The sequence below is a fragment of the Chitinophaga sp. CF118 genome (assembly GCF_900112615.1).
In the GTDB taxonomy this organism is placed as follows: domain Bacteria; phylum Bacteroidota; class Bacteroidia; order Chitinophagales; family Chitinophagaceae; genus Chitinophaga.
Map to the genome: position 1 here is coordinate 23,662 of NZ_FOMK01000015.1, position 15,418 is coordinate 39,079.

At 41.1% G+C, this 15,418-nt stretch carries 7 protein-coding genes; 4 read left to right on the forward strand and 3 right to left on the reverse strand.

What is annotated here, in order from left to right; all coding sequences use genetic code 11:
• Positions 1-1,104 precede the first annotated feature (1,104 nt).
• The 3 genes from BM176_RS30870 (at position 1,105) to BM176_RS30880 (ending at position 10,351) form a co-directional block, all read left to right on the forward strand.
• Positions 1,105-6,504, forward strand: a complete 5,400-nt coding sequence (locus BM176_RS30870) for a hypothetical protein (protein ID WP_090108272.1) — start codon at positions 1,105-1,107, stop codon at positions 6,502-6,504.
• A gap of 27 nt (positions 6,505-6,531) precedes the next feature.
• On the forward strand, positions 6,532-8,562 hold the full coding sequence (locus tag BM176_RS30875) for a DNRLRE domain-containing protein (RefSeq protein WP_090108273.1): 2,031 nt from the start codon (positions 6,532-6,534) through the stop codon (positions 8,560-8,562).
• A 64-nt stretch (positions 8,563-8,626) separates the two neighbouring features.
• Positions 8,627-10,351 carry a tail fiber domain-containing protein gene (locus tag BM176_RS30880; protein WP_090108274.1) on the forward strand — a complete coding sequence of 575 codons (1,725 nt, stop codon included), beginning with the start codon at positions 8,627-8,629 and terminating at the stop codon, positions 10,349-10,351.
• Positions 10,352-10,515: 164 nt separating this feature from the next.
• Here the strand turns inward: BM176_RS30880 and BM176_RS32660 are convergent, their stop codons facing one another.
• On the reverse strand, positions 10,516-10,653 hold the full coding sequence (locus tag BM176_RS32660) for a hypothetical protein (protein ID WP_177230607.1): 138 nt from the start codon (positions 10,651-10,653) through the stop codon (positions 10,516-10,518).
• A gap of 627 nt (positions 10,654-11,280) precedes the next feature.
• Here BM176_RS32660 and BM176_RS30885 point away from each other — a divergent pair.
• On the forward strand, positions 11,281-11,460 hold the full coding sequence (locus tag BM176_RS30885; protein ID WP_090108275.1) for a hypothetical protein: 180 nt from the start codon (positions 11,281-11,283) through the stop codon (positions 11,458-11,460).
• Between the two features lie 118 nt (positions 11,461-11,578).
• Here BM176_RS30885 and uxuA read toward each other — a convergent pair whose 3' ends face one another.
• The gene (uxuA, locus tag BM176_RS30890; RefSeq protein ID WP_218162319.1) at positions 11,579-12,763 is read right to left on the reverse strand and encodes a mannonate dehydratase; all 1,185 of its coding nucleotides are present in this window, start codon (positions 12,761-12,763) and stop codon (positions 11,579-11,581) included.
• 5 nt (positions 12,764-12,768) lie between these two features.
• Positions 12,769-15,099 carry a glycoside hydrolase family 3 N-terminal domain-containing protein gene (locus BM176_RS30895; protein ID WP_090108277.1) on the reverse strand — a complete coding sequence of 777 codons (2,331 nt, stop codon included), beginning with the start codon at positions 15,097-15,099 and terminating at the stop codon, positions 12,769-12,771.
• Positions 15,100-15,418: the final 319 nt, after the last annotated feature.

Consider the following 15,418-nt stretch of genomic DNA (forward strand, 5'->3'; position numbering starts at 1 on the left):
GTTTCATGGTATCATGGTCCATTTGTTCCGCATTTAACTTACCAACCGTCAACAGCCATTTCCTTTTCTTCATCGGATGCTTCTTTGCGCTACGATACCACCACTGGTATGATGGATATTTCATTTGCCGCAGCCTGGCAGTTGGGTAGAATGCTTGGCTTGGAAAGTCAGGCGTTTGCAAAAGCTATACAGGCATGGCGGATCTCTGTGAAACAGGCACAGATCCGGGAAAAGAAAGTGGATGCTATTAATAAACTTATTGATGAATATCCTGGAGACTCCCCAAAGGACAAAGTAATCAGTTATCTGAAAGATGCTCCGCCGGAACAGAAAACAACGACAAAAATTAATGATACAAATACAAATGTCCCAAAAGATGTACAGGAATTTTTGGGCAAGCTGTTTTGTTTAAAAGGAATTCCTTTTAAGTACCTGGTACCCGGTGAAATGTTTCTGGAAAAAGAATCTCTTGCTTTTTTCTATGTTGATTCTAACTGGATATCCGCTTTAATGGATGGCGCGCTAAGTATCGGGCGGAGCAACAGATCGCAGTTAATTATAGATCAGGCAATGGCTGGCAATTTTTTACCTGCGGAATACAATGTTCAGAAAAAAGCTTCTGTAGATGGTAAAGATTTTATGTTACTGAATGTGACAGGTTTCCTGTTACGTTCAGATCTTATTTCAGGCTGGCGCGGTATAGAGATAGAGGCGTATGACAATAGCAACCAACTATTACCGGCTTTCCGTTTCGAACGTATTGATGAAGATATTTTCCTTGGTGTATTCAATGGTACTGTGGCCAGGATCGTTATCACACAGCCATATGAAGGGCTCCATTTCGGAATAAAAATAAATAATGGTGAGTGGGAGAAAAATTTAAAAACAGATGATGGCAAAGGAGGAATAGTCATTAACCCTTCTTTGAATGTAAACAAAGAACTGAACGGACTGATTAATAAGAACAGAATAATGGATGTTAGTGGTCTTGCGGCTTCAATGAAACAACATTTATCCACCGACGTTTTCACCTCTGCAGAATTTGCGTTCCAGATGGTGGACAGTCCTGTGAAACATACCTTAACGATAAAACTATCCTGATAAATGAGCGCTAATCGTACACTTCTTGTACCTATGTTTGCTGAGGCACTTGTTGTTTCGGAAAATAAAAATATAACATACGCCGACGTAAGGCCAAAGCTCGCTTTCTTTGATCAGAGCATTCTCGGAGATAATATCCAGGCTGATGGGAAGCCACTTCCGCCTCCCGAAAATGGAATTCATATTCACTGGAACCTGCCAAAGGCATTGAAACATTCTTTTGTTGATGAGAAAACGGATGCCGACATGGATTTTCCATATGCTCCTAACAGATGGATGGTGATAAGATATAGTTCGGATAATGGAATTGATAATATTCCGGCTAAAGCGTGGATCATTGAAAGTGATTATGTCAACGATATAGATAACATAGATCTCAGTGTGGCAGATCCTAATTTTATATCACTGAAGAATCAGCAATTGGGAGTTCAGAAGATAGGACGATGCCTGCCATATACACCCGGTTATAAAAACACACGTACATCTTCACCTTATCTTACGGCTGTTACCGCGGGTAACCCTTACTTTTCCGCTTTTTATCCGGGATGCCGGAATGTATTCGGATTTTATGATGACATGAAAGATGAGAAGGGCAATCTTTTGACCAGCGGCTCTTTCACTTATGTGGTAACCGGTTGGTATGATGATCCTGAAACAGATCCTTTATTCCCTTTGCCATTTACTGATGCGTTGACCAACGAGCAGAAAATGCAGCTAAAAAAACATAACTGGTTTTCAGATAAATGGAAATATAGTGGCGATAGTTATCCTGAGCAATCCCTCTTTCATGCTGCTGTACACAGTGTTACATGGGCTCCCAATATGCCAGGCGGTGTTCCCTCCGGCCCGGTAAATTTTGCTGCCGGTAGTACGGCTGCTGAAGCATTCAGTAGTAGTGTTGTACAGACTGACGGCTCTCCTAAAGAATTGATGGAAGAATTGCTGAACGCATTACAGTACCAGTTACTGGAAGATGATCACAACCCCGCTTCTATCGAAAGAATAAAAGAAGAAACGCATAGCCGTGGTTTTCATTCGAAAAAAGGAGGTTTTCTGTGGGAGATCAGCAGGTGTGAATCCGACCACGAACTGGGAGAAAAAGATACTGCTTCCAAACAATTCCCCGATGTTCCGGGAATCAGTGATATGCTGCAGGCATTAAATAAAAATCAAAACCTGCTTAACCAGCAACAGTATGAGTTGTCTCGCTGGCAACAGGAATATTATTCATTATGGTATAAGCAGGCGCTCAATACCATCAAAAATTTCAAACAGGATCTTGCTTTTTCAACTACGAAAGAAAATCTGTTAGCGAAAATAAGTGAGACAAATACATTGATATCTCAACTGACAAATGATGTGAACGTTGCTAAAAAGCAAATAAACAGCCTTGCTCCTTTTAGTAAACAGCCTGCGGAGTTTTTATTAAAGCAGATAGAATCACCCGTCTACTGGGAAGCTAATGACCCTGTATTGCTATTCTGGGGAAACGGGACTGGTGATGTAAATAAATACAACCTTTCTTCATCAGGTCAGGAAATAAACTGCCGGACCATTGACCAGCTTCCTGGCGAATTAAATGTTACCATTGAAGATGCACTGACCGTTAACGTAAAAATCCCTTCCAGTCAGGATACATTTAAATCCACATTGCTTAACAGCATTGAGGGCATTGAAATACCGGCTGCAGAGATCCTGGCCATCTGCCGGGAAGCCATGCTTTTTGATCAGTCTTTTTCTACAGATCTGGCACTGGTTGCCTATAATATTGCGGGCATAGGGAAAGGGAAAGACAAAAAGAATCCATCCATTATAGACTTTGGAAAAACTATTGCGAATTTACAGGCAAGTCTTTTACAGACGGAAGAAACGTTATCTTTTTCGATCGTAAAGTGGCAGCAGGCATGGTCCCCCTTGTTCTTATCCTGGCAGGTTGCATTTTATCCGGCGTTCAACGATATTAAATCGCTCGACCTTACCGATCATCCCGACTGGGAGCTGGAGGATTACCTGTTTTACAAAACCAATAAGGCAACTACTCCTGCATCACCCTATCTTTTTAACTCCATTACGCCTTTTTCAAATGCGGTGTTTGCTAATTTAAAACGATTAGTGCCCGATATTAAAAAGTATGACGGACAACATTTAATTGCACAGTCATTAAGCGGCTTTCATAAATATCTGTTAATGCAGCAGCCAGATCTTCAGTTTCCACCACTGAAGTATCGTCCTGATAAAATGTATAATTTCGATTCGGACTATGTGATCGATCAGCAGGAACTGACTACAATAGGATCGCATGGATACAGGCTTGGATCCAATCCGGGACAACCATCAGATCGGGCTAAAAAGTTCTTCCCCTTACGCGCCGGGCAGATGGAAATGATAAATCTTTCCATCATTGATGCATTCGGGCAGGTAAAAAAGGTTCTGATAAGCGGAGATCCGAAAAACCCTGTAGCCGCTACATCGGGCCAGCTTTCTCCCGTTCCGGGAATAAAACTACTACAGAACCGTGTATCACTTGCGCCAAGAATCGTACAACCATCGAGGATAGTATTTAACTGGCTGGATGATAAAGATGAAATAATCTATCCCGGAAGTCATGGCAACATTAATCCTGTTTTTGGATGGGTAGTGCCGAATCTTTTCGATAAAAGTCTGATGGTTTATGATGAGGATGGCGTTGAAGTATTGATTCTCCAGTTGATTACTGATCCCAAAAACAAAGGTGGAATCGGGCTTACTAAAAAACCGTTCCCCGGCTACGATGCAATACCGGCTTTGGGCAACAACAAACATCTATCAGCTTTTATAGATTCCGTAAGCACTGCTACCGCAGTAGCTGGCCTTATTGATCTTGCTATAAAAGTTAACCTTAATGTATCCGGATCAGCGGCATTACAAAATAACAATAGCTCATTAATTGCAGGCCAACCCCTTGCTTTGGCAAGAGCTGGTGTGGGTGTTGAATCTATGGGTTTCCCTTTTAATGACCAGGGCTGGGGGAAGGAACACACTGGGGATTCGGGAGATATAACCAGTGTTACTTTCCCTTTATACATGGGTGATTTTAATCGTGACAAAGATGGATTAGTTGGGTATCTTCTTGAAGGAGATACTAAGCCGTATTTCAGAACTTGTATCAATGCTCCGGATTTTATTAATAATACAGATCCCTATTATAAAAAGAATGCGGCTGTGGGTGTATCACTGAATCAGCCGGCAAAAACGATGACACTGCTGCTGGATCCATCTGCGGGAATTCACATCAGTTCCGGAATACTACCTACTCAATACAGGGAGCTGCATCCATATAAGATGGGTGAGATTCTATCCAGACTAAACACAAGTTTTATGACAGCACCGTTTCTTGCCGAGAAGGTGAGTCCCGGTATTCCCGTTCCATCTGCAATCGGTGCCAATTGGAAATGGGTGCACAAAACAACTGTTTCTACCTGGGAACCTGAATCTATAATACAGGCTAAAAAAGATCAGCCTGACAGGTTTGCGCCAATACAAGCTTATGAAGGATGGTTAAAATTTAAAAACACTACAGACTCTGGGCCTTTATCTACTAAACTTACATTTATGCCTGATATAAAAGTGCAAACTACTCCGGTAAATACCGCGGTACTTGTAACTGAGAACAAACCGGTTGATATTGAATTCCAAATATTTGCTCCTCCGGGTGGAACAATAGCGCTGGCAGGTACTATTGAAATTGATTTGCTTCAAACAATTATCAAGGATTCTGATTGGGCATCTCTGCAGGTTGAAGTATACGGACTGGTTCCTGGTAAAGACAGTTCCAGCCAGATTCCCATTGCGTTATTTAATGTGGGGAAAAGTCCGGGGAAATTATCACACACGCTCAGTAAAAAAGTACGTTTTTCATTAAGTGTGATGATCATAAAAATACAGAAGGCCATCTGTCTTCCTTCTATTCCCCTGCCCTCCTATTCTTTACAGGTGAGTTATTTCGATAATCAGAATCCAAAAAATGTAACCATACCCGTTAATGTGGTGAAACAGGAGGATCTGGATATTAATTTCCAGGCAGATCCGCAGGTGCTGAGAAGTGGTGATAGTACTACATTCAGTTGGGCATTTAAAGATAAAAATATGGATACACGTGATTGTACATTCTCCATATTTGATGTTAGCAATGGGAAGGAAATTTTAGTGGAGGACCATACATCTTCATATTCAACTTCTGTGAGTACCGGCGATCATACTTATAAATTAACAGTAACTAAAAATGGGATCAGTAAAACGAAATCTTTATTGGTCCGCGCATTAAATACACAAACAACTGGTTATATCAGGGGGCCAAGGTTTGAGACTGAAACACTATGTAATATTTGCGTGTCGAAAGATGAGAGCATGCTGTTTGGTTTAACGACCTTGAAAGCGGGCAATGGAATAGGTTCCATTTATTATTCTGCGGATGGTTTTTCGGATGTGTGGACAGAAATAAAACTACTGACCGGCGAGATAACAAAACTAAACGACTTCATGACTTCTCCCCTTATTCATTTGCGGGGAGCTGGTGATACTTTTGGGAAACTGGTTTTCTGTGGAGGAAGTTATTCCGTGCTTACTATGACCTCTTCCCGAACAGCTATTGTGGACCTGGACAGCGGACTGATTAGCGTACAGGATAATAGCTGGACTGCCCGCATGGCTCATAGTTGTGCAATATTCAATCATGATGGAGAGGATAAAATATTCCTTATGGGAGGTTTGGATGAATATGGTAATGCACTGCAGGATATGTGGGTTTCTTCTGATGGATTTAAGTGGGATAATCTTGATGCGTCAGGAATGATTAATACGTTGCCTGACCCGGCCGCAATGCCGTGGAAGGCCAGATGTTTCTTTGGTACAACTGTGGAACGTGAGCATAACACCAAAGCCAAAAAAGCTTTATGGATCGGCGGTGGATTTTCTGAAGAGGGCGGCAGTGCTGTGAGTGATATCTGGAAGTTTGAATCTAAAGGTTGGAAACCTATTATACAATCCAATGATCAGCCACTTCTTTTTCCTGAACCTTATATGAACACAGCCCTGGTGTTCCTTGGAAAAGATACAAAGAAAACCACTGGTGTTAATTGCCTGGGGGTTGCCGCCACAGCGGGCAGAACTCCCTTTTTAAAATCAGTTGATTTAGATGTTAGTGGTAAATATATTCCTATTGACAAGGGAATACCGTTTAGTGACATGAACGATGCTCCTTTCAATAAAATAATTCCGTTTTACTATAAAAACTGCCTGTGGTTCATGGCAATGGCATATCTGGGCGCTGACGGTGTTGAATACACGGGCGTGCTGAGCTGGTACATAGCAAAACCTGGTTCTGTCGTAATACAAACCGATAGAGTTTCGGTTGATGTTCAGTAAACTTATTTACGCTTTAAAAATCTTGATATGTCAATTATAGAGCTTGTTTGTCTTAAAGTAGCTATCTGTATTATTTATATAGCTCTTTCATCACGGGTAAATGCACAAAATTTTACAACCATCTTACCGGATATAGCGGTGAATGCCAGGGCTCAGGGTGATGGCAGAGGAGATGTGAACCTGGAGATAAAGGCAGATCCCAATGGTAAAGAATCTGTGCGATCATTGTTTAAATTCGGATTGGGTGCATTGCCAGACAATGCCAGGGTTAGTTCATTACAACTGCGTTTGTATGTTCAGAAGAAAACGGATACACTAAGTTCTTCGCACCAGACTGTCACTGTTTTACGAAGTCTTTCTTCCAATTGGAAAATCAGTGACGCCACATGGAACAACCCGGTATTTGATACTACAAAAAAGATCGGTATGTTCCCGATTGTTTCAACAACGAGTATCGCGAATATCAAATTGGCCATTCCTGCCAAAGCCAGTGCGGTAACTGATTTCTTAACAACAGCAGATACCAGTTTGTCGCTCGCGGCCCGCTCGCCACAACAAAGCCAGGATAACTTTTTTTATTCGGACAAACCCGAAAGTTTTGGTACGCAGTATTCAAAGAAGCCCAAACTGATTGTTCAATATGCTGTGAACCTTTATCCCAAACTTTCGGATTGGTCACAATTGCGGAATGATGGCCAACACAGCGGGTATACACGTTGGATGTCCAATACATCAGAATCTGCGGCAAACATAATCCCTCTTTATCACCCCGACAAAGGCTTCATCAGCGGGTCCGATCCTCTTGGTGCCATGTTAATATATAATGGCAATCCTGTCATCTTCACGCGTGATTCAACGAATAAAGAACCTATACGTGCTGTTCAACTGGATGCTGCCGGTAAAATTCTATGGAGTGTTCCAATGGCTGAGATCAATAAGTTTTGTCCGCTCATTGATGAAAAAGGCCGGATGTATTGCATTACAACTAACCGGTTGATTGTACTAGATCTTGCTAACTCTGGCAACAAACTTTTTGATGTTCCACTCGCGAGTCTGTTAGGTAGCGATGTTGGTGCTGTTATAAATACGCCGACGCTGGGTTACGATGGTATGCTTTATCTGCCCGCCAGCAATGCTGTTGTTGCCCTTACGCCGTTTCCCAAATTCAAAACACTCTGGCGCTATCCGATTAACAGGGATAATGAATGGACTGGCCCGGTATCTCTGAGTAACAATGAAAGAAATGCATTCTTTATAAAAGTGAATCAAAATTATGGCCAGTTAATAGTGCTTGATAATTCTGATGGTACTCCGCTTGACTCATCTTCCCAAAATCATCTGAAAACGTATGTGTATGATCAATATACTCATTATATACCTGCACCAGTGGTGGCTAATGATTCAAGTGTATTTGTGTTGAACGGATTTGATAACAGTAATGAATTATTTTGTTTCAGATGGTCGTACAATAAACACAGATTGTCTCTTCTGGAAGATATTACTTCGGGGCAAACCGTGAATACAGGAATTTCTCAACCGGTTGTGGATACACGGGGTAATGCCTGGTTTGTTTTGAATAAACACATGACTCGTTATAGTCTTACGGACAGGTCAAGCATTTATAACACCGATCAATCTCTGGACAATGCATCTCTACTGGTAACCAATGATTCATTACAGGTTTTCGCTCTTGATGCGGTAAACAATCTGGTGGCAGGATTCAGTACACGTGATCAACTGATAAAGAAAACTTTTGTCTCAACGTCCGGAGCACAATTTAACTTCAAAAAGAACCTGGCTCTTGCTCCCAATGGTACGCTGTATAATGTTAATAATAATTATCTGATGGCCATCAAAGCGGCTAAGGTCGATGTTGAGGTACTTAACTTATCAGAAGTTAAAAACAATACGCTTTACAGGGCAAATACACTGATTAACATGAGTGGTACTGTTATTAATACCACCAACGCGGTGATCTATTCAGGAGGAGGCATTGCTTTCAAAAATGGCTTTAGAGTTGAGCAGGGAGCAAAATTATCTTTTCAATCGGGCTTTTAATGAACAATGAATTTCTCCCTTTACTTTATCGTCAAACTATAAAATCATCTACTAAACATTCTATATGAATCATTCAATTATAGTATCCTTACACCGTAAGCCAATCCTGGTTATTTTAATAATGTTGTTTATTTGCTCTTTGAGCAACCCCGTATTTTCACAGGATCCCCTATTCATTGACCCGAATGGAAACGTAGGGGTAGGCACTAATAAACCATTGTCAAAATTTCATGTGATTGGCAATGCACAGATCGATGGTAATTTGAGTGTAAAGGGGCTATTGTATTTAAATGGTTCAGCAACATCAGTGCCCAATGTGCAGGGAACTTATTTTTTATGGAACCGTACCTGTCCTACTGGTCCATGTCTTGGAGCTACCAGCTTCATTAATCATCAAGGGGGTGGTTCCGGAGGATTTCAGTTCGAAAACACTCCAAACGGCAATGATATCACCACACTGATGACACTCTCCGGAAGCGGACTGCTTGGTATTGGTACCACTACGCCGGGATATAAAATCACACTGGCAGGTAGTGGTAACGTTTTTGGCGTTGATAACTCGGCTGTATTCGTTGCCAGGAATAAAGATGGTAATCCGGAACAATATCTCTGGCCACGCGGGAGTGATAATGTTACCTATTTCAATTATGGAGCAGGAGGCTTTAATATTAGAAACAACGCAAGTAATTCCACTATGTTTATGACAAACAGCAGTCAGGTTGGAATAGGCAATACCAGTCCATATGGCCCGTTGGATGTGAGCGGGAATATCTATACGAGTATTCATGGCAATCCGGGGAATGAACACGATGCTGTAAACAGAGGATCCAGGAGAATCGGGATGTCGCTTAACTCAGATTTTACCGGTATGGAACTGGTTACAGAAAAATGGGGATGCGGCAATGGTGGAATGATTAAATTTTTAACATGGGGTTGTGACCAGGCTTCAACCAGAGAGGTAATGCGGATTACTGAGGATGCAATGGTTGGTATCAATACCACCAATACTACAGCGCCTTTGACCGTAGGTAATACTATCACCAGAAGTTATGCTATCCAGGACCAGGTTAGCCAGATAGGCTACCAATGGAATCGCGATAGAGGCAACGATTTCATTTGGGGTTTAACAGGACGCAGTGGTGATAAGGCTAACTTTGATCTTTCCATCTACGCAGCTGGTGGTATTATGGGAAAGGCTCTTTATGCATTCTCGGATGTAAGGATCAAAAAAAATATGGTGATATCCAACTCAAAAAACGACCTGATATTACTCAACAAACTTAAAGTAACCGATTATCAATACAAGGATAATATCGCACATGGAACAAGTGTTTCCAAGGGATTTATTGCACAGGAAGTGGAGGCTATCTTCCCTGGTGCTGTGGGCAAACATGCAGATTTCTTACCGGATATTTTTACAATGGCTGATAAAGCAACTGTGAAAGGAAGTGAGCTTACAGTGAGTTTAAAAGCTCCACATAATATGGTAAGCGGAGATGTGGTAAGGCTGATGACTGATGGTACGAATCCAAAAGATGTTATTGTAAATGTTGTTGACGCTACAAGTTTTACTGTTGCAAACTGGAGCGGATCAACTGCTGCATTATTTGTGTATGGTAAAAAAGTGAGTGATTTCCGGACAGTCGATTACCAGCAAATATTCTCTCTTGGTATCAGTGCTATGCAGGAATTATCTCAGGAAATAACCTCTCTTAAAAAAGAAAATGCTGCCAATCAGAAACTGATAACAGACATTCAGGCGAGATTGCTGGCTCTTGAGAAAAAATAAATAGGATTCGCTTTGGATTCAGGTAGGTAATTACGGGCTGAATCCCCCGCTATTCCTGCCTTTCTTCTTATTTCCTGAGTACACCTTTAAATCTATTATTTAACTTAAAAGAGGCTGACCAAAATCCAATTTGGTCAGCCTCTATAATTTTTAAAACAATGTTGTTACCATAAACCTGTAGTGGTACACCAGAATGTGTTAGGCGGAATGGTAGCTGCCTTCATTTTCCTATCTGTTTTTTCACTCAGATTTGAAATTCTCAGTTTACTAATGTCTAATTTTTTCTTGATCTTCTTTTTCATAAAATCGGGTTAATTATGGGGAGAAAAATTGCCTACTCTTTTCTGAAGGTTTTCGGCTATCCCTTTAATTATAAAAGATTCTTGGGTCTCGGCTTTACAAGTTATATTAGGTAGATAACTTTAGTAGAAAACAGGTATACTCTAATTTACTGATTATTCTTGATCTAATTGTAAACTGGTTTAAAGAATAAATCTTCAGACATTTTTTCAACAAATCGCTTAGCTTTCATCTTTTACAGTCAGACTCACCTTTATCACAATGGAAGATACCTATCGCGGTAAGAGAATACGCTGGAGGAAACATAGAAAAGCAATCGAGTATCTTGTATTTATGCTAGTCTGTTAGCAATGTCCTTTGACTTCAAAATAAGACATAGTTTTTCCAGAAATTTATCAAGATCCTCTTTGGCTTTTAATCTGCCAAAAAACAGGCAATTCATGGTATGCTCATCAGCCATAATCTTTATTTTAAACTTTCTTTCAGGTGAAGTATTATAATGGCGGCGGAGAATAATATCCCCTCACTTAGAGAGTTGTATAACCATTCTCAGGTGTCTAAAGCTTGCGGGGTTATTTTCGATTTTGTATGTTTGGCACGTTATTAGGAGTATTCATTAAAACAGTTAGATGAAAAAATTATACTTAATCCTTTGTATATCAGGGATGTTATTGGCAAGTGCCTGTTATGTAGTAAGACCGGTAGGGACTGCCGGTAACAGTGGAAAGGTTCCTCCTGGTCAGGCTAAAAAGGCTGCAGGGGCTAAATCGGCGAAGGCATTTGCACCCGGTCAGCAGAAAAAAAATTGAGCAAAATAAATAAAGGACTGAGGATCGTATCTATCAGAAATCCGAATGAAATAGGGCGTATCAGAGAATGATACGCCCGTTTTTTATTCAGGTTTTAGATGGCGATATTAGGGTACATCTAAATGGATAAAGCACTTTTGCTATTGGCAAGGCTTTTTGCAATCCCCATTTCCAATCCGGTTAATGCGGCCAGCCCTTTCAATCTCCCGATGGCAGAATATCCTGGATAGGTTACTTTCTTTAAATCATCGAGCATCTGATGCCCATGATCAGGCCGCATTGGAATAACATTATTTCTCCTCTTCATCAGTAACACTATTTCTTTTACAACGGCAAACATGTCTACACTGCCTTCCAGGTGATTGGATTCAAAAAAGTTGCCGGCCTCATCCTGCTGTGTATTCCGCAGGTGAATGAAATGAATATGATCTCCCAATCTTTGCACCATGCCAGGAAGGTCGTTTTCTTTTCTTACACCAAATGAACCGGTACAAAAACATAAGCCATTAGCGGGTGATGGTACCGCTTTCAAGAGTGCATTTACATCCTGTTCAGTGCTGAGAATGCGGGGAAGCCCCAGTATTGGGAATGGTGGATCATCGGGGTGGATGGCCATCTTCAATCCCATTTCTTCGGCGACAGGCGCTACCTGTTGCAAAAAATAATGCAGATGCTGTTGCAACTTTTCTGCATCTATTCCTTTGTAAGTTTCCAATGCTTCCAATACCTGCGGTGCAGTGAAGGCTTCCTTACTTCCCGGCAATCCCAGCAGTGCATTCCGGTACAATGCTGCTTTCTCGTCTGCCGACATATTCTGCAGCAACATAAAGGCCTCATTGATCTCCTGTGTGGTATAATCTCCTTCAGCACCGGGTCTTCTCAGTAAAAAAAGATCGAAGGCAATAAAAGCGTTACGCTCAAAGCGCAACGCTTTGCTGCCATCAGGCAGAATATAGGAAATGGTTGTACGTACCCAGTCAAGTACCGGCATAAAATTATAGGTCACTACTTTCAATCCACACTTTGCTACATTTAGCAGACTTTGCTTGTAGTTAGTTATATGTTGTAAATAATTACCGGATTGCCTTTTAATATCTTCACTTACTGGCAGGCTTTCAATAACTGTCCAGCTCATGCCGGTTGCAGCAATCATATCCTTGCGTTTGTTTATTTCTGCTACAGTCCATATTTCGCCTACAGGTATATGATGCAAAGCTGTGACAACACCTGTACATCCTGATTGTTTAATATCCCATAAGCTCACCGGATCGTCAGGACCAAACCAGCGCATTGTTTTCTCCATTAATATCATGGTACTACCGTTAATGATGTTTGATCCGTTTTGTCTGATGCAGTTCCTACCATAATAGTAAAGGTTCCTGGCTCTGTTATCCAGTTCATGTTTTTATCGTAAAATGATAATGCTTCCGCATCTATCGTAAAAGTTACTGTTTGTGATTGTCCGGGTTCCAGCGATATTTTCTTAAAGCCTTTCAACTCTTTTACAGGGCGGGGTACAGAGGAATAATCATCTCGTATATATAACTGTACTACTTCTTCTCCTTTAATACTACCGCTATTCTTTACATCGATACTTACCTTCACCTTTTCATTTGCTTTAATAGTTTTTGCTGATAAAGACAGATTACTATATGCAAAGGTTGTATAACTGAGGCCATGTCCGAATGCAAACAAAGGGCTGGCATCAAAACCTAAATTATATCCGCGACGGGCAGATGGTTTGTAATTGTAATAAGCGGGAATATGTCCTGTAGTTCTCGGGAAGGAAACCGGCAATTTTCCGCTTGGATTGATATCGCCGAACAGGGCATCTGCCATTGCATATCCGCCTTCTTGTCCCAGGTACCAGCACTGCATTACAGCAGGGACTGCATTTACCAGTTCTGATATACATAATGGCGGACCACTGTTTACAAATGCACAGGTAGGTTTATCAAGCGCTGTGATGGCTTTAATCAGTTCGTTCTGGCCGTTTAACAATTCCAGCGTGGGTAAGTCGCCCAGGTGATTGCTTGCCCAACCTTCGCGGCTCATACTTTCATTTTCTCCTACAAACAATACGACTACATCTGCCTGTTTTGCTACGGCTACTGCAGCAGCAATCTTGTCTGCATTATTGCTGGTGGCAAGACGAATAGTATCTGCAAACCAGTTGTTCTTATCTGTTAATGTTACTCCTTCTGCATATAAAATGTTCATCGTTTTACCATAACGTTCCTTAAGCGCCTGTAATGGTGAAATAGAAACACGGGGCTTTCCGGAATATCCACCCAGCAAACATTTATCTGCATTTGGTCCTATCAGTGCAATGGTTTTTACTTTGTTTTTATCCAGCGGTAAAAAGTGATTATCATTCTTCAGTAATACCATTGCTTCCTGCGCGGCTCTGTAAGCCACCGCTCTTTTCGACGGACTGCCAACAATAGTATCTGCTTTGTTAACATCTACATAAGGATTATCAAATAATCCTAACCGGAATTTGTTGACAAGGATTCTCATTACCGCGGTATCCAGTGCTGCCCTGGATATTTTTCCGCTGCTTACTGATTGTTGCAGATTTTTATATCCATCGGGATCCGGTGTTTCAATATCTATACCTGCATTAAAAGCCAGGGCACCAGCTTCATCGAGTGATGGTGTAACTTTATGCAACGTCTGTATATCCCTGATGGCATAATAATCGGATACTACAACTCCTGTGAACCCCCACTCCTTTCTCAGGATATCTTTTAGCAGATAACTGTTAATCGTTGCAGGTACTCCAAATACCTCATTATAACAAGCCATTACATTCATGGCTTTCGCTTCCTGGATACATGCTTTAAAAGGCTTAAAAAATACTTCACGTGCTGTTCTCTCATCAATATTACTTGGCGAAACATTGATCCCTCCTTCACTCTGACCATGAATACCAAAATGTTTTAACGTAGCGGCTACTTTATTCTCACCCAGGTAAAGACCGTCACCCTGATATGCTTTTATTTGTGCCACAGCCAAACGGGAAATCAGGTAAGGATCTTCACCCATTGTTTCCTCCGTTCTTCCCCAGCGCGGATCACGTACAATATCTATTACGGGGGCTAATACCTGCTGTCCTCCTCTTGCTCTTACTTCAGCTGCCACATTGGAATAAATATCCGTCATCAGGTTTTCATTCCATGTGCTGGCCAGGGCAATGGGAACGGGATAGTTGGTAGCATCCTGTGTTTGCTGACCATGCAACGATTCTTCATGCACCATAACGGGAATCCCTAACCGTGTTTTATCTATAAAAAAATGCTGGATCTTGTTGTACAATAATGCCTGCTCTTTGGGATGAAGTCCTTCGCTGTTCGGACCTCTCTTTTCATTCAGTCGTGCCAGTTCCCCTACTCCATCTTTCAATACTGTACTTGCCTTTGCCTCATCAAATTCTCCCTTTTCATTTAACAGTCTTGATTTCTCTGCCCACAAACATTGGGTTTGCATTACCTTTTCCTCCAATGTCATTCTTGAGAGCAAGTCCTTCGCTCTTTTATCGGGTGACAGTTGTTTGTTTTTATATGCAGGCTGCTGACTGTAGGAGAAATGGGTGCCCAGCAGAGCAATGGCTAATAAATAATATCTTCCTTTTTTCATAAATCAATAGTTCGGATTCTGATATTAAGATGAGGTAAATAATAAGAATTGTATTTAAAAAGGGCACTCAGAACTTTTGAGAAGCTCATATTGTTCTTCATTTAACTATTAGCAGCAGCCATCTTTGGATAATAACTCACTTTAATTAATTCATACTCAAAGCATAAATATGAGCTACCCTTCCATTCTGATAGTATTCGTGGAACCCTAAAATGTTTATTTAGTGGAATCGTATCAATCTTTCACAGAACGAATATAATATTTTTTCTAAAATACAACCGATTGTATTTTTCATGGAGCACATTTCTATTTTTAATAT